Source organism: Nocardioides zeae (assembly GCF_030818655.1).
GTDB classification, from domain to species: domain Bacteria; phylum Actinomycetota; class Actinomycetes; order Propionibacteriales; family Nocardioidaceae; genus Nocardioides; species Nocardioides zeae_A.
On the sequence record NZ_JAUTAN010000001.1, the window covers coordinates 4,127,643 to 4,145,255 of the forward strand.

The window sequence follows — 17,613 nt, forward strand, 5'->3', positions numbered from 1 at the left end:
TGGGACCGTGACCGTCACGCCCGACCACCCACCGGCCCCCGACCGGAGGCTCGTCGTCGCGTCCGTCCCCGCGGACCACGCCTACGTCCGTCATCTCGCTCCCCTCGACCGGCCCGGGCCGGTGCGTCTCGACGACCCGCCCGGTGAGGACGAGCACGGTGTGCCGACGGGCCACTGGTGGCCGCCGGTGCTGCTCGACGCCGCCCGCACGGAGCGGGTGGACGCCGACGTCCTCCACGTCCACTTCGGGTTCGAGGGCCGCACCCCCGCGCAGCTCGAGGAGCTGGTGGCGACGCTGCGACGGACCGGCCGCGCGCTCGTGCTCACCGTGCACGACCTCCACAACCCCCACCTCACCGACCGCACCGCCCACCTCGCGCAGCTCGGGGTGCTGGTCCCGGCCGCGGACGGGCTCGTCACCCTCACCGCGGGCGCCGCCGCCGAGGTCGAGCGGCGCTGGGGCCGCACGTCCGTCGTCGTGCCGCACCCCCACGTCGTGCCGCTGGACGAGATGCGGTCCTGGCAGTCCCGCCGGCGTCCGCGACGCCCGGGCGAGCCCGTCCGCGTGGGCGTCAGCCTCAAGAGCCTGCGTCCCAACGTCGCGGCGGTGCCGGTGCTCGAGGGCCTGCTCGCGGCGGTGCCGCAGGTGCCGGGCACGACGCTCGAGATCGCCCTGCACCGCGACGTGCTCGCTCCCGAGCACCCGCGGCACGATCCGGCGGCCGTCGCCCTCCTCGAGCGAGCCGCGACCGTGCCCGGCGTCGAGGTGCGGGTCCACGACTACCTCGACGACGCGGCGCTCCACGCGCAGCTCGTCGCCCTCGACGTCTCCGTGCTGCCCTACCGCTTCGGCACGCACTCCGGCTGGCTCGAGATGTGCCGCGACCTCGGCACCGACGTGCTGGCCCCCGACCTCGGGTACTACGCGGACCAGGGCCCCGTCGACGTCTACCGCCACGCCGCGGACGGGTCCGTCGACGTCGGCTCCCTCGTCGCGGCGCTCGAGGCGGTCCGCGACCGGGGGCCCCGTCCGCCGATCACCGTGGCGGAGCGGGAGCGCCAGCGCCAGGAGGTCGCGGCCGCGCACGACGCGGTCTACGCCCGCGCCGTCCGCCGGGCCGCCGAGCGGGTTCACAGCCACTGACCGAGGTGGGCGTCCAGCCGGGCGCCCGCCGGGAGGCGACGCAGCCCCGCCACCTCGACGTGACCGACGCCCACGAGGTCGGGGCGGTCCCACCGCGCCGCGCGCCGGTGCAGCCGCAGGTCCCGCACCTCGGCGGCGCCGTCGTTCACGACCCACGTCGCGCAGGAGCCGTCGACGGCTCCCAGCAGCTCCTCGTACGCCGCGGCCCCGCCCACGACGCCCGCGCGGAGCCGGACGTGGAGCCGCGCCGACGCGAACAGGTCGGCGGCCTCCGCGCACCCGTGGACCCGCGGATCGGTCCCGACCACCCGACGCTGCTCGTCGTCGAGCACCACGCGGACGCGCGGCAGCGCGGCCAGCAGTGCGTCGACGGTGACGAGCAGGTCGGTGGGTGTCAGGGCCCCGGGCAGGTCGACCACCACGTCCACCGGTCCCCGCAGCAACCCCCGCCAGGCCACACCCGGCACGGCGACGCGGTCCGCGACCCCGGTCGCCTCGGCCGTGCCGGCGTCGGCGGTGCGCGGTGCGGCACCGGCGTCGGGGCCGTCGTGCCAGGCCACCGCGGTCGGCACGTGGGCCACGAGACCGCCGGCGAGCCAGGAGCGGTGCGCCAGCTCCCAGTCCTCCCCGCCGTAGCCGACGAACGTCGCGTCGAAGCCACCCAGCTCCTCGAACCACCACCGCGAGCAGGCGAGCACCGCGGAGATCACGAAGCGGAAGCCGGTCGCATCGGCGTCGAGCAGGTCGCGGCTGCCGGCGTGGGCGTCCGCGAGCCACGCCGGCTCGGGCAGGTGCCGCTCCGCGGGCGGCGGCAGGGGAGCGTCGACGGGCAGGCCCTCGAGCGTCGCGTGGCGGCGACGCCCGACGGCGACCAGCTCGGGGAGACGGGCGGGCAAGCGGGTCAGCTCCTCGAGGTACCGCGGCTCGGGCGTGGTGTCCGCGTCGAGGAAGACGAGCAGGTCGCCGGAGGCGGACGCGGCGGCCAGGTTCCGCGCCGCCGCCGCCCGGAACCCGCGGTCCTCCTGGCGCAGGAGCCGCACCCCGGGAGGCACCGCGGGCGGCACCGCCGATCCGTCGTCCGCGACGAGCACCTCGTCGGGGCGCACCGTCTGCGCGTCCAGTGCCGCCAGCGTGCGCGCCAGCTGCGCGGGCTGCTCGAAGTGGGGGACCACCACGCTGACCGACCGGTGCGACCCGGGCTCGGCTCGGACGTCCGCCAGGTCCCAGCGGTTGCCGGGGACGGTCGTCCCCCAGGGCGGGCGCGTCACGCGGCCTCCTCCGCGACGTCCCGCCACCAGCGGCGGTAGGCGACGGCGACCTCCGCGGGCCCGGGTCCGACCGGCACCCCGGCCGCCACCCACGTCGACGCCGGGTCGGCCAGCGCCGTCGCGACGGCGGTCCCGAGGTCCGGGTCCGTGAAGAGGGTGGTCGTCCCGGGGCGTAGCGCCGCCATCTCCCGGGCGTAGACCCCGTCCCGCACGAGCGGCCGCCGCCCGGCGGCGATCCACGAGTTCTGGCTGCCGGACGCGGAGACGTTCCGGTGGGCCACGACGGGCACGGTGACGTCCCGCAGCGCGCTCGCCACCGCGGGCTCGGGCACCCGACCCGTCACGCGGACGGGTACGCCGAGGTCGCGCCCGCGCCGTACCAGCGCCTCCAGGTCGGCCGCATGCCCGGCCGCGGCGGCGCCCAGCACCCGGAGCTCCACCGGGCCGCGCGTCGGTGACGGCGGCAGTGCCGCGATCGCGGCGAGGGCCTCGGCGTGGCCCTTGCCCGGGTAGACGAATCCGAAGACGCCGACCGAGAGCGGACCGCCCGTGGCGGGCCGCACGGCCGCACCCTCCAGCGGCACCACCGGCAGCGGCACGACGTGTCCGGGCGTGCGCGGGTGGCACCAGCGCTCGACGAGCGCGCGCTCGTGGTGGGAGCTGACGACCCAACCGGCGGCGACGCCGAGCACGGCGCGGTAGCAGTCGACCCGGCGCAGGAACCCGTCGCCGTCGGTGCGCTGCGGCACGTCGTGCAGCGTCACCGTCAGCTCGTGGCGCCGCGCGAGCGCCACGGCGGCGCGTCCCGCGGAGACCGGGTCGGGTCCCAGCACACGGTCCGTGACGTGGAGGTGCACCCGGCTGCCGGTCGGCAGGTCGTCGGCGCTCCGCGCCACCCGCGCGCCCGTCCAGCGGGCGACCTCGAGCGCGAACCGGGTCACCCCGTGCGTGTCGTCGCCGAGCGCCAGCGTCACCGGCAGGTCATCCACGCCCGTCACCGTCCACCAGCTCCCATCCCTCGTCCCGACGCCGCACGACGCCCAGCTCCGCCATCTCCTCCAGCCACCCGGCCATCGGCCACCAGCCCCAGCGCTCCGCGAAGAGCCGCCCGTTGCGCACGATGTCGGCCGCGTGCTCCACAGGTGGCCGGGAGACCGGGTGGTGCTGGTGGTAGGCGCGCGCCGATCCGTCCCAGCGCAGGTCGAGCCCCGCGCGGGCGCAGCGCTGCCCGAAGTCGGTGTCCTCGGCGCCGTAGCCGGCGTACGCCTCGTCGAACCCCCCGCTCGCGTCCCACGCCTCGCGGTGCAGGGCGAACGACAGCGACCAGAACAGCTCCCAGCGCTCCTCGGCGACCTGCTCGCCGGCAGCCGGCGCGGGGCGCGCCGCGTGCGGCGCGTCGAGGCGGGGCAGGTCGGCGAGCCGGTAGGGGCGCGCCTCGGCCGGGAGGTAGGTGACCGGTCCCGACCAGACGGTCCGGCGGTGCTCGGCTGCCGCCGCCGCGTACGCCGCGACCGTCCCCGCCCCGACCATGCAGTCGACGTCGAGGAACACGAGCACCTCGGCTCCCGCCTCGAGGGCCGTGCGGGCGGCGAGGTTGCGCCCGGCCGCGAGGGGCAGCGCGGCGGGATCGGCAGGCAGGTGCACGACGTCCGGCCCGGTGAGCGCGGGGTCGCCGAGCGCCACGACCACCCGTACGTTGGGGGCGCGCGTCCCGGCGGCCAGCGAGCGTTCCTGCGCGGCGAGGTGCTCGGCCCGGCCGTGCACGACGGTGAGCACCGCGGTGCGGGTCATCGCCGGCCCCCCACCGCGCGCACCACGTCGGCGAACCGGGTCGCGGCGCCGCCGTCGCACCAGCCGGCCCAGCGCCGACCGTCGAGGGCGGCCACCTCGGCCAGGAGGGCGGGCCAGTCGTCGTGCTCGAGGGCGGGCAGCACCCGGACCGGCCAGTCGCCCGCCGCCAGCGCCCGGGCGGTGGCGTGCTGCTCGTCGTGGGGCCGGGCGGCCGGCACGACGACGGCCGGCACCCGCGCGGCGGCCACCTCGGCCAGCGCGTTCTGCCCGGCGTGCACGACGACGACGGCCGCAGCGGCCAGGGCGGCCGCGGGATCGGGGTCCCACCCGCCCGCCCCGCCGAGCTCGCGCACCGGACGCCCCGCCTCCCGGCGCAGCCCGTCGAGCTGGTCGCTGGTCCACGCGGCGCCGCCGGAGCCGCCCAGCACGACGACCTCGTCGCGGCGGGTCACCGTTCCGGCCGTCACCGGGAAGCGCGAGAGCCCGCCCACCGGCACGACCCGCGCCGCGACCTCCGGGGGCAGGCCCTCGACCAGCATCCCGGCCGCCGCGGGCCAGCAGGCGACGAGCACGTCCGCGGCGCGCAGCCCGGTCAGGTGGGGGGCGTCGGAGCGGTCCCCGGGCTGGACGACGGAGACGACCGGCACGCCGTGGAGCCGGCACAGCAGCGCGACCTCCTGCGAGACGTCGCAGACCACGACGTCGGGGCGGGCCGTGGCGATCCAGGCCGAGATGGCGTGCATCCGGGCCCGCAGCCCGTCGTGGTGCCGTGGTGCCCAGTGCAACGTGCCGTTGGCGGTCACCGCCCGCACCTCGCCCCCGTCGTCGCGGGGCAGCGCGACCCACGCCGCGACCGCCGGGTGCGGCTCGGCCGGGCGGGAACCCAGCACGGTCACCTCGGCGCCGTCCGCCGCCAGCACGGTCGCCACAGCGAGGGCACGGTGCAGGTGACCGTGGCCGTGGTGGTGGACGTACCAGCCGACGCGCAGCCCCGCGCTCACGCCGCGGCCGGCAGGGTGGTCACGGCCTCCGCGTACACCTGCTCGTAGGCGTCCACCATCGCCGTCAGCGAGAACGCGTCCTCCACGCGGCGTCGCACCTGGCCGCGGTCGAGCCGGGCGGCGTCGTGCATGGCCTGGGCGAGCGCGTCGACGTCGTCGGGCGGGGCGAGCCGGCCCGACGTGGCGTCGACGATCTCCGCGAGGGCGCCGCGGGCGAAGGCGGCCACGGGCGTGCCGGCCGCCATGGCCTCGACGGCGACGAGGCCGAACGGCTCGTCCCACGCAGGGGTCACGACCGCGACCGCGGCCCGGCCGAGCACGACGTCGAGGTCACGGTGGGCGAGGTGCCCGACGTGCCGCACCTGCTCGCCCAGGTACGGCGCGACCTCCCGCGCGACGTACCCCCGGTCCCCGATCGGTCCGACGAGGTCGAGCCCGATCCCGGCCCGCCGGGCCGCGGCGATCGCCAGGTGCGGGGCCTTCTCGGGCACGAGCCGGCCCACCCAGACCGCGCGCGGCCCTCCGGGGCCGACGCGCCAGCGCAACGGGTCGATCCCGTTGGGCACGACCACCGATTCGGTGGTCGGCGCCCAGCCGGCGGCCATGGCCGCGCTCACCGCGATGAAGCGCGCGCGGGGGGAGGCGAACCGGATCGCGGACTCGAGCCAGGGGAGAGGCGGGGTGTGCAGGGTCGTGACGACCGGTGCCGCCACGAGCGGCGAGAGCGCGATCGGGAGGTGGTGGAGGCTGTTGTTGTGGATGACGTCGACGTCCGCGTCCCGCAGGCTGAGCATGAGGTCGAGGTAGGCGTGGTGCTCCTCCATCCAGCGGTCCGGCGGGGCAGCCACGTCGGCCCGGGCCTCGGGCGTCGCCACGAAGGGCTGCACCGGCAGGGCGGTCGCGCCGAGCGCCGCGTCGGACCCGGGGGCGGCGAACACGACCACCTCGTGACCGCGGCGCCGCAGCTCCAGCACCAGCTGGTGGCTGTGCGCCTCGAGCCCACCGGCGAACGGCTCCGCCAGGGGGAATCGGCTCGATGCGACCACGCAGATCCTCACGTCGTGTCCCTTGTCCTCTCGTCGTCGTGGAGCCGGGGGCCGGGGTTGGGCCCTGCCGCGGGCGGTACCCGATGCGCGCCGCGGTAGCCGTGTGACCCCCGCCTCCCCCTCCGCCGCCGGCCGGTGTCGGTGGGCGGGCCTGCCTAGGCTGCTGATCATGACCACGCCCTCCAAGGAAGACGTCGTCCGCGAGCTCGCGCCCGAGGGCGTCCTCCGCGTCGTGCTCAACCTCGGCAACCCGGTCCTGGTGCAGGGCACGGCCGACGCACCGACGGGCGTGACCGTCGACATCGCGCACGAGGTCGCGCAGCGGCTCGGGGTGGAGGTCGAGCTGCTGACCGTGGGCGCCGCCCGCGACGCCTACGCGGCGCTCGTCGAGGGCCGCGCGTCGCTCGGCTTCCTCGCCGTCGAGCCGGCCCGCGAGGAGGGCGTGCGGTTCACGGTCCCCTACGTGCAGATCGAGGGCGTGCACGCGGTCCGGCCGGACGCCTCCGTCACGAGCAGCGCCGCGGTGGACGCCGCCGGCACGACCATCGGCGTACGCCGCGGGTCGGCCTACGACCTCTACCTCACCCGCACGCTCACCGCCGCGACCATCGTGCGCGGCGACGAGGCCCACGAGGTCTTCGAGGAGCAGGACCTCGACGTGCTGGCGGGCGTGCGACAACCCGTGGAGGCGTACGCCGCGGAGCACGGCCTCCGCGTGCTCGAGCCGGCGTTCCAGCAGATCAGCCAGGCCGTCGCCCTGCCGCGGAGCGTCTCGGACGCCACCGCGACGGAGGTCGACGCCGTCGTGGCCGAGCTCAAGGCCAGCGGGTTCGTCGCGGACAGCCTGGAGCGGGCCGGACAGGTCGCCACGGTCCCCGCCTGAGGGCCCCGGCTGAGGCCCCTAGTCCGGCGGCCGCCGGAGCACGAGCAGGGCCACGTCGTCCTCGGTGCCGTCGTCGCCGACCGTCTCCGCCAGGATCCGCGTGCACGCGGTCTCGGGGTGGTCCTCGGCGGAGAACGACTGGGCGATGCGGGACAGCCGCTCCCAGTAGGGGTCCTGCCCGTCGTCGTGGGCCGGGAGGTCGACCAGCCCGTCGGTGAACAGCGCCAGCGCCTCCCCGGGCGCCAGGTCCAGCACCGTCGTGGTGCGCCGGGCGTCCGGGTCGAAGCCGAGGAGCGGGTCGGGCTCGATCGCCGCGCCCTCGACGCCACCGACCCGCGCGCGGACCGGCGGCGGGTGGCCGGCGTTGCTGACGCGCAGCTCGGCGAACGGCGGAGCGGTCACGGCGTAGAGCACCGTCGCCGTCGTCCCCTCCTCGAAGTGGCACAGCGTCCGGTCGAGGAGCCGGAGCACGACGGCCGGGTCGTCCTCCTCGAGGGCGTGCGCCCGCAGCACGCTGCGCAGCCGACCCATGACGATCGAGGCCTGGAGCCCGTGCCCCATGACGTCGCCCATCACGACGCCGAGGCGGCCGCCCGGGAGCGGGAACACGTCGTACCAGTCCCCGCCGAAGTCACCGTCCGCCGGCAGGTACCGCGCCGCCATCTCGAGGCCGTCCACGTCGCGGAGGGTGGGCAGGAAGCTGCGCTGGAGCACGAGGGCCGACAGGTGCGCGTCGTGGGCGTCGTGGGTCTCGATGGTGCGGACGACGCTCGCGGCGGCGAGCTCCAGGTCGGCGACGTCCTCGCTGCTGAACGAGCGCCGCTGGTGGTAGCCGACGTGGACCACCCCGAGCAGCCGCCCGCGCGACAGCAGCGGTACGCCGAGGAGGCTGGCGACGCCGCTGGTGAGGAGCAACGGGTTGACGACCGTGGCTCCCGCGGCGAGGTCGACGACCTGGGCGGTGCGCGTCGCCGCGATGCGCCCCGCGAAGCCCTCGCCGAGCGCCACGTGGGAGGCGGTGCGCCAGCGGCGGCCGAACCCGATCGCGGCCGCGGGCCGCAGCTTGCCGGACGGCACGTCGAGCAGCAGCACGGTGGCGGTCTGCGCGTCCATGAGCGTGCGCACGCGCTCGAGCGCCGACTCGAGCGTCTCGTCGGCGCCGTCGGCGACGGCGAGGGGGTCGTCGAGGGGGTCGTCGAGGGAGGAGGTCATGGGGGCAGCCTCGGGAGCGGGGAGGTCGCGGCGAGGGCTACACCACCCCCGCAGACTAGGCCATCTGCGCCGGTTCCGGCTCGCGTGCGACCCGTCGGCGCAGCACGGTTCCGGCCACCACGGCGAGCGGGAACATGAGCACGCCGTAGACCGCGGCCGGCACCGCCAGCGTCTCGTTGCCCAGCACGCCGAGGGCGATGGTGATGGCGAGGGTGCTGTTGTGCAGACCGACCTCGAAGCACGACGAGAGCGACTGGCGGGCGTCGATCCCCGCCGCCCGCGGGACGAGGTAGCCCAGGGTCAGGCTGATCGCGCAGAAGAGGGTCGTGACGACCCCGACCTGCGCGAGGTAGTCACCCACGTTCTCGTCGGCGAGCAGCGCACCGACGATGACGACGACGAGCACCACGGCCGACGCGATGCGCACCGGACGGTCGGCGCGGTCGGCGAACGCCGGCGCGCTGGTGCGCACCGCCATGCCGGCGAGCACCGGCACGAGCACGATCGCGAAGACCTGCACCGTCTTCCCGAGCTGGAGGCCGAGGGACTCGGGCCCACCGGGCTCGAAGTAGCCCAGCGCCAGGTTGACCACGAGGGGCAACGTCACGATCGCGATGACGGAGTTGACGGCCGTCAGGGTGATGTTGAGGGCGACGTCGCCCCGGAAGAGGTGGGCGAACAGGCTGGCCGTCGTGCCGCCCGGCGACGCGGCGAGCAGCATCATCCCCACCGCCAGCAGCGGCTCGAGGTCGAAGGCGAGCACGAGGCCGAAGCAGATCGCGGGCAGGAGGAGCAGCTGGGCCCCCAGCGAGAGCACCACCGGCTTGGGGTCCCGCCCGATCCGGAGGAAGTCGCCGACCGTCAGCGTCAGCCCCAGGCCGAACATGATGACGGCCAGGGCGATCGGCAGGCCGATGGTCAGGAGCGAGTCGTCCATCCGTGGGTCCTCCTCGGGTGCGCAGTGGCTGCACTGTGGCACGGGTCACACGCCGATGTCGCTGCACCATCTAAATGTCGAAGTGACAATTAGTGCTACCGTGGCCCGCGCCGCACGAGCCCGAGGAGGACCGGATGGACCCGACGTCCGCGCAGATCGACCGCGCCGCGGGGGTGCTGGTCGCGAGCGCTGCGGGCGACGCGCTGGGGGCGGGCTACGAGTTCGACTCCGCGCCCCTGCCTCCCCCCGGGGAGGCGCCCCGCATGATCGGGGGCGGTCTCGGCGGCTTCGCTCCGGGGGAGTGGACCGACGACACCGCGCAGGCAGTCGCGATCGCCGAGGTGGCGGCCACCGGGGCCGACCTGCGCACCGAGGCCGCGCTCGACGCGATCGCCCAACGCTTCGCCGACTGGTACGCCGCGAGCCCGCCCGACGTCGGCATCCAGACGCGCGCGGTGCTCGAGGCGGCGGGCCGGCACCCGACGGCGGCGACGATGCGTGCCGCCGCCGACGCCGTGCACGCGCGCACGGGGCGGTCGGCCGGCAACGGCTCCCTGATGCGCACCGCGCCGGTGGCCCTCGCGCACCTCGACGACCCGGCGGCGCTCGTCACCGCGGCGTACGCCGTCAGCGCCCTCACCCACCACGACCCCCTCGCCGGGGAGGCCGCGGCCACCTGGTGCCTCCTCGTGCGGCACGCGGTGCTGGACGGCACGCTCGACGGCGCCCGGGACGAGCTGGGCCACCTGCCGGAGGACGCTCGCCGCCGCTGGCTGGCGATGCTGGACGAGGCGGAGGCCCAGGACCCGCGCACCTTCACCAGCAACTCCTGGGCCGGTGGGGCGCTGCAGGCGGCGTGGTCGTCGGTGGTGCGCACGCCCGTGCCCGTCGACCGCCCCGCGGACCACCTGCAGCACGCCCTCGCCACGGCGATCCGGATCGGTGGCGACACCGACACCGTGGCCGCGATCGCCGGCGCACTGCTCGGTGCGCGCTGGGGAGCGGCGGCGGTGCCCACCGCGTGGGCCCGCCTGCTGCACGGGTGGCCGGGCGACGGGCCGGCCGAAGGGCCCGGCGCCGCAGGCCTCGTCGCGCTCGCGCGGCGCACCGTGCGGGGCGATGGGGCAGACTGACCCCTGGCCGAAGGACGGCCAGCCGTCCGGCAGCGACCGGACGCGAGAGAGAGGCAGTCGGTTGTCCACGCACGCGAACGTCCTCGACGACCTGGAGTGGCGCGGCCTCGTCGCGAACTCCACGGATCGTGACGCCCTCCACGAGCACCTGGGCACGGGCAGCGTCCGCTACTACGTGGGCTTCGACCCGACCGCCCCCAGCCTGCACCTGGGCAACCTCGTGCAGATCCTCACCGCACGGCGCCTCCAGGAGGCCGGGCACACGCCGTACCTGCTGGTGGGCGGAGCCACCGGGCTCATCGGTGACCCCCGCGACTCGGGGGAGCGCACGCTCAACAGCGCCGAGACCGTGAAGGAGTGGGTGGAGCGGCTCCGGGCGCAGCTCGAGCGGTTCCTCGACTTCGACGGTCCCCACGCCGCGACGATGGTCAACAACCACGACTGGACCGCGTCGCTGTCGACCATCGACTTCCTCCGCGACATCGGCAAGCACTTCCCGGTCAACCGGATGCTCGCCCGTGAGACGGTGAAGCGGCGCCTGGAGTCGGGCATCAGCTTCACGGAGTTCAGCTACGTGCTGCTGCAGTCGATGGACTACCTCAACCTCCACCGCGACCACGGGATCACGCTGCAGTTCGGCGGCTCCGACCAGTGGGGCAACCTGACGGGCGGCGTCGAGCTGGTGCGCCGCGCGGACGGGGGCCACGTCCACGCCTTCTCCACCCCGCTGATCACGAAGGCCGACGGCACCAAGTACGGCAAGTCGGAGGGCGGTGCCCTCTGGCTCGACCCCGAGATGCTGTCGCCCTACGCCTTCTACCAGTTCTGGCTCAACGTGGAGGACGCCAAGGTCGGCGAGCTCCTGCGGGTCTTCACCTTCCTCGACCACGAGGAGATCGAGTCCCTCGAGGCCGAGAGCGCGGAGAAGCCCTACCTCCGGTTGGGGCAGAAGGCGTTGGCCGCGCACGTGACGACGCTCGTGCACGGTGCCGAGGAGACCGCCCGGATCGAGGCGGCCTCCGCCGCCCTCTTCGGCGGCGGCGACCTCACCGCTCTCCCGGGTACGACGCTGGGCGCCGCCCTCCGCGAGGCGGGGGCGGTCACGGCCCCGGCCGGCGAGGGTCGGCTCGGCATCGTCGACCTGCTGGTCGCGTCCGGGTTGGCGAAGAGCAAGGGGGAGGCCCGGCGCACCGTGGGGGAGGGCGGGGCCTACCTCAACAACGAGCGCGTCACCGACCCCGACCTCGTGCCCGGTCCGGAGCACGCCCTCGACGGGGGATGGCTCGTGCTGCGCCGGGGCAAGAAGAACCTGGCCGGCGTGGAGCTGGTCTGACCGACGTACGTCGCCCACGTGGGCCCGCCGGAAGGCGGGCCCACGCTGCGTTTGAGGCCCTGGCAAGGGCTCGGTCGGGGCCCGTCAAGCACACGTGGCCCAGGTCACGTCGCCCCGAGTTGACCGTCCCGTCGTCCGGACGTAATGTTCTTCCTCGTTGCCCCGAACGCGACGGGGAGCAAGGCCGAGAGGCCGGGCTCCCGGCAGGGGTAACCACCAACTACTGAGCAAGCCTCGGAAGAGGCCGGGTTCGCCGCGTGCGAAACCAGCCGATCAAGAGGTTTACGAAGTATGCGGTGAATCGGAGAAAACGCCCGAGTTTGCATCTGGGAAATTCTCCGGTAATGTTCCACCTCGTTAGCCCCGAGGGGCTGAGGGAAACCTCGGTCAAGCGGTGCGCGTGTGATTCTTGAGAACTCAACAGTGTGTCATATAAGTCGACGAATTAGTTTGTTTGTTTTTGCCTCGTCGGCTCTGCTCTTCGGCTGGCCTATGGCTGGTTGTGGGGTGGGGTTGATGTTTCTTTGGTGGAGACGATGATATCGATGTCTATATGGATGTCGGTGTTTGTTTCTGTCAGGAAGATGGCTCTGTTTATTGGTGAAGCACGGGTTTTCTCGTGTTTTGTTTTCAATGGAGAGTTTGATCCTGGCTCAGGACGAACGCTGGCGGCGTGCTTAACACATGCAAGTCGAGCGGAAAGGCCCTTCGGGGTACTCGAGCGGCGAACGGGTGAGTAACACGTGAGTAATCTGCCCCTCACTCAGGGATAACCGCGGGAAGCTGCGGCTAATACTTGATATGACCACGTCTCGCATGGGGTGTGGTGGAAAGCGTTTAGTGGTGAGGGATGTGCTCGCGGCCTATCAGCTTGTTGGTGAGGTAGTGGCTCACCAAGGCTTCGACGGGTAGCCGGCCTGAGAGGGTGACCGGCCACACTGGGACTGAGACACGGCCCAGACTCCTACGGGAGGCAGCAGTGGGGAATATTGGACAATGGGCGAAAGCCTGATCCAGCAACGCCGCGTGAGGGATGACGGCCTTCGGGTTGTAAACCTCTTTCACCTCTGACGAAGCGCAAGTGACGGTAAGGGGAGAAGAAGGACCGGCCAACTACGTGCCAGCAGCCGCGGTAATACGTAGGGTCCGAGCGTTGTCCGGAATTATTGGGCGTAAAGGGCTCGTAGGCGGTTTGTCGCGTCGGGAGTGAAAACCAGGTGCTTAACACCTGGCTTGCTTCCGATACGGGCAGACTAGAGGTATGCAGGGGAGAATGGAATTCCTGGTGTAGCGGTGAAATGCGCAGATATCAGGAGGAACACCGGTGGCGAAGGCGGTTCTCTGGGCATTACCTGACGCTGAGGAGCGAAAGTGTGGGGAGCGAACAGGATTAGATACCCTGGTAGTCCACACCGTAAACGTTGGGCGCTAGGTGTGGGATCCATTCCACGGGTTCCGTGCCGCAGCTAACGCATTAAGCGCCCCGCCTGGGGAGTACGGCCGCAAGGCTAAAACTCAAAGGAATTGACGGGGGCCCGCACAAGCGGCGGAGCATGCGGATTAATTCGATGCAACGCGAAGAACCTTACCTGGGTTTGACATACGCCGGAAAGCTGCAGAGATGTGGCCTCCTTTTGGCCGGTGTACAGGTGGTGCATGGCTGTCGTCAGCTCGTGTCGTGAGATGTTGGGTTAAGTCCCGCAACGAGCGCAACCCTCGTCCTATGTTGCCAGCACGCCTTTCGGGGTGGTGGGGACTCATAGGAGACTGCCGGGGTCAACTCGGAGGAAGGTGGGGATGACGTCAAGTCATCATGCCCCTTATGTCCAGGGCTTCACGCATGCTACAATGGCCGGTACAAAGGGCTGCGATCCCGTGAGGGGGAGCGAATCCCAAAAAGCCGGTCTCAGTTCGGATTGGGGTCTGCAACTCGACCCCATGAAGTCGGAGTCGCTAGTAATCGCAGATCAGCAACGCTGCGGTGAATACGTTCCCGGGCCTTGTACACACCGCCCGTCACGTCACGAAAGTCGGCAACACCCGAAGCCGGTGGCCTAACCCCTTGTGGGAGGGAGCCGTCGAAGGTGGGGCTGGCGATTGGGACGAAGTCGTAACAAGGTAGCCGTACCGGAAGGTGCGGCTGGATCACCTCCTTTCTAAGGAGCTTTTATCAGTCACACGTCTGCTGCTTGCACCAACAATGGTGTGGGGGCTCTTAGTTGTGTGGCGGCTCTTTTGTGGAATCGTCGATGAAGGACTTGCCTGTTTCTCTGGTGGTCCTGCGCTAGTACTGCAGTGCTCTTGGTTTTGCTGGGGGTGTTGTGTGGAGGGTGTGGGTTGTCGGGGTGGGGGTTTGTCTGTGTGGCGCACTGTTGGGTCCTGAGGGATCACGCGAGTGATGCTTCAGTACCAAGGGCTCTGCTCCTCATGGGGTGGGGTTGCCTCCTTTGTCCCGTCATCTGGCCGGTTGGTTGGTGGTGGGGGGTTGGTGGGTGTGTTGTTTGAGAACTGGACAGTGGACGCGAGCATCTTATTAATAGTGCTTGGTAGTTTGCGATAGATTTTGCAGCGTTTCTTTTCGCAGCATATGCCCTTTGATTGGGGGTTGTGTTGTGTTGTGGTTTGTTTGACAAGCTATTAAGGGCACATGGTGGATGTCTTGGCACCGAGAGCCGATGAAGGACGTTGGAGCCTGCGATAAGCCCTGGGGAGTTGGCAACCGAGCGTTGATCCGGGGATGTCCGAATGGGGAAACCCAGCTGGAGTCATGTCCAGTTACCTGCACCTGAATATATAGGGTGTGTGGAGGGAACACCGGGAAGTGAAACATCTCAGTACCGGTAGGAAGAGAAAACAACAGTGATTCCGTGAGTAGTGGCGAGCGAAAGCGGAAGAGGCTAAACCATGTACGTGTGATACCCGGCAGGGGTTGCGTATGTGGGGTTGTGGGGTGCGTTTTGATCGGTCTGCCGGCCGGTCGCACAGTAAGAAACCAGAGTCGAAGTCGAAGCCCATTGGAAAGTGGGGCCGTAGAGGGTGATAGCCCCGTAGACGTAAAGCTCTGGCTGTGTGGACGTATTCCCAAGTAACACGGAACCCCTGAAATTCCGTGTGAATCTGGCGGGACCACCCGTTAAGCCTAAATACTCCTCGGTGACCGATAGCGGACAAGTACCGTGAGGGAAAGATGAAAAGTACCCCTGGCGGGGAGTGAAATAGTACCTGAAACCGTGTGCCTACAATCCGTTAGAGCCTTGAATTCGTTCGGGGTGATAGCGTGCCTTTTGAAGAATGAGCCTGCGAGTTTGCGTTGTGTTGCGAGGTTAACCCGTGTGGGGAAGCCGTAGCGAAAGCGAGTCCGAATAGGGCGTTTGAGTAGCACGATCAAGACCCGAAGCGGAGTGATCTATCCATGGGCAGGTTGAAGCGTGGGTAAGACTGCGTGGAGGACCGAACCCACTTCAGTTGAAAATGGAGGGGATGACCTGTGGATAGGGGTGAAAGGCCAATCAAACTCCGTGATAGCTGGTTCTCCCCGAAATGCATTTAGGTGCAGCGTTACGTGTTTCGCCACGGAGGTAGAGCACTGGATAGCCGATGGGCCCGACCAGGTTACTGACGTTAACCAAACTCCGAATGCCGTGGCGTGAGAGCGTAGCAGTGAGACTGCGGGGGATAAGCTCCGTAGTCGAGAGGGAAACAGCCCAGACCATCAGCTAAGGCCCCTAAGCGGTGACTAAGTGGAAAAGGATGTGGAGTCGCAGTGACAACCAGGAGGTTGGCTTGGAAGCAGCCACCCTTGAAAGAGTGCGTAATAGCTCACTGGTCAAGTGATTCCGCGCCGACAATGTAGCGGGGCTCAAGTCATCCGCCGAAGCTATGGCATTCACATCCTCTTGAGTGAGGAGCCTTAACGGGTGTGTGGATGGGTAGGGGAGCGTCGTGTCGCGGGTGAAGCGGCGGAGTGATCCAGCCGTGGATGCGACACGAGTGAGAATGCAGGCATGAGTAGCGAATCACGTGTGAGAAACACGTGCGCCGAATGATCAAGGGTTCCAGGGTCAAGCTAATCTGCCCTGGGTAAGTCGGGACCTAAGGCGAGGCCGACAGGCGTAGTCGATGGACAACGGGTTGATATTCCCGTACCGGCGAAGTAGCGCCCATGACGAACCTGGTGATGCTAACCGTCCGAAACCCGTGTGACTGATCCCTTCGGGGTGAGGCGCGCGGGCGTAGCGCGGGACCCGAGCTGGTAGTAGTCAAGTGATGGGGTGACGCAGGAAGGTAGTCGGACCACGGCGATGGTTGTTCCGTGGCTAAGAGTGTAGGGAACCACTTAGGCAAATCCGGGTGGTTGTGTTTGATCACGATCCTGAGACTTGATGGGGACCCCGTATGGGGGAAGCCGATGATCCTATGCTGTCGAGAAAAACCTCTAGCGAGTTACGAGCCGCCCGTACCCCAAACCGACTCAGGTGATCAGGTAGAGAATACCAAGGCGATCGAGCGAACCATGGTTAAGGAACTCGGCAAAATGCCCCCGTAACTTCGGGAGAAGGGGGGCCGGATCCGTGACACCACTTGCTGGTGGTAGCGGTGATGGCCGCAGAGACCAGGCCCAAGCGACTGTTTATTAAAAACACAGGTCCGTGCGAAGTTGTAAGACGATGTATACGGACTGACTCCTGCCCGGTGCTGGAAGGTTAAGGGGACCGGTTAGACGCCTTGTGTGTCGAAGCTGAGAACTTAAGCCCCAGTAAACGGCGGTGGTAACTATAACCATCCTAAGGTAGCGAAATTCCTTGTCGGGTAAGTTCCGACCTGCACGAATGGAGTAACGACTTGGGCGCTGTCTCAACCGTGGACTCGGCGAAATTGCACTACGAGTAAAGATGCTCGTTACGCGCGGCAGGACGGAAAGACCCCGGGACCTTTACTATAGTTTGGTATTGGTGTTTGGTTCGGCTTGTGTAGGATAGGTGGGAGACTGTGAAACCTCGACGCCAGTTGGGGTGGAGTCAACGTTGAAATACCACTCTGGTCGTACTAGATGTCTAACCTAGGTCCATTATCTGGATCAGGGACAGTGCCTGATGGGTAGTTTAACTGGGGCGGTTGCCTCCTAAAATGTAACGGAGGCGCTCAAAGGTTCCCTCAGCCTGGTTGGCAATCAGGTGTTGAGTGTAAGTGCACAAGGGAGCTTGACTGTGAGACAGACATGTCGAGCAGGGACGAAAGTCGGAACTAGTGATCCGGCGCTGGCATGTGGAAGCGGCGTCGCTCAACGGATAAAAGGTACCCCGGGGATAACAGGCTGATCTTCCCCAAGAGTCCATATCGACGGGATGGTTTGGCACCTCGATGTCGGCTCGTCGCATCCTGGGGCTGGAGTAGGTCCCAAGGGTTGGGCTGTTCGCCCATTAAAGCGGCACGCGAGCTGGGTTTAGAACGTCGTGAGACAGTTCGGTCCCTATCCGCCGCGCGCGTAGGAAACTTGAGAAAGGCTGTCCCTAGTACGAGAGGACCGGGATGGACGAACCTCTGGTGTGCCAGTTGTTCTGCCAAGGGCACGGCTGGTTAGCTACGTTCGGGAGTGATAACCGCTGAATGCATCTAAGCGGGAAGCACGTTTCAAGATGAGGTTTCCCACCCACTTGATGGGTTAAGGCCCCCAGTAGATGACTGGGTTGATAGGCCGGAGGTGTACAGCAGTAATGCCTAGCCGACCGGTACTAATAGGCCGAGGGCTTGTCATACAAGCCATCATCACCACACAAACCCGACACCGGTAGCACTGGTGGGGTGTTGTGAAGAGGACATGCAGAATCTGTGTGTGCTGCCGAAGCGTTATTGAGAAACTTTTTG

At 69.4% G+C, this 17,613-nt stretch carries 11 protein-coding genes and 2 rRNA genes; 6 read left to right on the forward strand and 7 right to left on the reverse strand.

Annotated features, from left to right (window positions below; translation table 11 throughout):
- Positions 1-7: 7 nt before the first annotated feature.
- Complete coding sequence (locus QE405_RS19525; protein ID WP_307204377.1) at positions 8-1,144, forward strand: glycosyltransferase family 1 protein; 1,137 nt, start codon at positions 8-10, stop codon at positions 1,142-1,144.
- Here QE405_RS19525 and QE405_RS19530 read toward each other — a convergent pair.
- From QE405_RS19530 to QE405_RS19550, 5 genes are read right to left on the reverse strand one after another with little or no spacing between them, the layout of a single operon-like run.
- A complete protein-coding gene (locus QE405_RS19530) occupies positions 1,132-2,412 on the reverse strand; it encodes a glycosyltransferase (protein ID WP_307204379.1) in 1,281 nt (426 codons plus the stop codon). The two genes, QE405_RS19525 and QE405_RS19530, sit on opposite strands and share 13 nt — an antisense overlap.
- Complete coding sequence (locus QE405_RS19535; RefSeq protein ID WP_307204381.1) at positions 2,409-3,401, reverse strand: hypothetical protein; 993 nt, start codon at positions 3,399-3,401, stop codon at positions 2,409-2,411. The genes QE405_RS19530 and QE405_RS19535 overlap by 4 nt, the downstream gene beginning before the upstream one ends.
- The gene (locus QE405_RS19540) at positions 3,394-4,203 is read right to left on the reverse strand and encodes a glycosyltransferase family 2 protein (RefSeq protein ID WP_307204384.1); all 810 of its coding nucleotides are present in this window, start codon (positions 4,201-4,203) and stop codon (positions 3,394-3,396) included. Before QE405_RS19540 ends, QE405_RS19535 begins: the two co-directional genes overlap by 8 nt.
- Positions 4,200-5,204 (reverse strand): glycosyltransferase, encoded by a 1,005-nt coding sequence (locus QE405_RS19545; protein ID WP_307204386.1) that lies wholly within the window; start codon positions 5,202-5,204, stop codon positions 4,200-4,202. The genes QE405_RS19540 and QE405_RS19545 overlap by 4 nt, the downstream gene beginning before the upstream one ends.
- Positions 5,201-6,250: a glycosyltransferase gene (locus QE405_RS19550; RefSeq protein ID WP_307204388.1), complete on the reverse strand. Its 1,050-nt coding sequence runs from the start codon at positions 6,248-6,250 to the stop codon at positions 5,201-5,203. Before QE405_RS19550 ends, QE405_RS19545 begins: the two co-directional genes overlap by 4 nt.
- A gap of 169 nt (positions 6,251-6,419) precedes the next feature.
- On the opposite strand from QE405_RS19550, the gene QE405_RS19555 reads away from it, so the two are divergent.
- Positions 6,420-7,133 carry a transporter substrate-binding domain-containing protein gene (locus QE405_RS19555; protein ID WP_307204390.1) on the forward strand — a complete coding sequence of 238 codons (714 nt, stop codon included), beginning with the start codon at positions 6,420-6,422 and terminating at the stop codon, positions 7,131-7,133.
- A gap of 18 nt (positions 7,134-7,151) precedes the next feature.
- Here the strand turns inward: QE405_RS19555 and QE405_RS19560 are convergent, their stop codons facing one another.
- Positions 7,152-8,345 carry a PP2C family protein-serine/threonine phosphatase gene (locus QE405_RS19560; protein WP_307204391.1) on the reverse strand — a complete coding sequence of 398 codons (1,194 nt, stop codon included), beginning with the start codon at positions 8,343-8,345 and terminating at the stop codon, positions 7,152-7,154.
- 55 nt (positions 8,346-8,400) lie between these two features.
- Positions 8,401-9,282: a bile acid:sodium symporter family protein gene (locus tag QE405_RS19565; protein WP_307204393.1), complete on the reverse strand. Its 882-nt coding sequence runs from the start codon at positions 9,280-9,282 to the stop codon at positions 8,401-8,403.
- 134 nt (positions 9,283-9,416) lie between these two features.
- Here QE405_RS19565 and QE405_RS19570 point away from each other — a divergent pair, with 134 nt between their 5' ends.
- The 4 genes from QE405_RS19570 (at position 9,417) to QE405_RS19585 (ending at position 17,504) form a co-directional block, all read left to right on the forward strand.
- A complete protein-coding gene (locus QE405_RS19570) occupies positions 9,417-10,415 on the forward strand; it encodes an ADP-ribosylglycohydrolase family protein (RefSeq protein WP_307204395.1) in 999 nt (332 codons plus the stop codon).
- A gap of 61 nt (positions 10,416-10,476) precedes the next feature.
- Positions 10,477-11,748, forward strand: a complete 1,272-nt coding sequence (tyrS, locus tag QE405_RS19575) for a tyrosine--tRNA ligase (protein ID WP_307204397.1) — start codon at positions 10,477-10,479, stop codon at positions 11,746-11,748.
- Between the two features lie 630 nt (positions 11,749-12,378).
- Positions 12,379-13,904: ribosomal RNA gene (locus tag QE405_RS19580) — 16S ribosomal RNA — on the forward strand.
- 471 nt (positions 13,905-14,375) lie between these two features.
- Positions 14,376-17,504: ribosomal RNA gene (locus tag QE405_RS19585) — 23S ribosomal RNA — on the forward strand.
- The 16S and 23S rRNA genes sit together here, the layout of an rRNA operon.
- Positions 17,505-17,613: the final 109 nt, after the last annotated feature.

What these genes read in the sequence shown, in the direction of transcription:
- QE405_RS19540 (WP_307204384.1), bottom strand. Translation starts at nt 4,203, where the DNA reads ATGACCCGCACCGCGGTGCTCACCGTCGTGCACGGCCGGGCCGAGCAC.
- QE405_RS19555 (WP_307204390.1), top strand. Translation starts at nt 6,420, where the DNA reads ATGACCACGCCCTCCAAGGAAGACGTCGTCCGCGAGCTCGCGCCCGAG.
- QE405_RS19560 (WP_307204391.1), bottom strand. Translation starts at nt 8,345, where the DNA reads ATGACCTCCTCCCTCGACGACCCCCTCGACGACCCCCTCGCCGTCGCC.
- QE405_RS19565 (WP_307204393.1), bottom strand. Translation starts at nt 9,282, where the DNA reads ATGGACGACTCGCTCCTGACCATCGGCCTGCCGATCGCCCTGGCCGTC.
- QE405_RS19570 (WP_307204395.1), top strand. Translation starts at nt 9,417, where the DNA reads ATGGACCCGACGTCCGCGCAGATCGACCGCGCCGCGGGGGTGCTGGTC.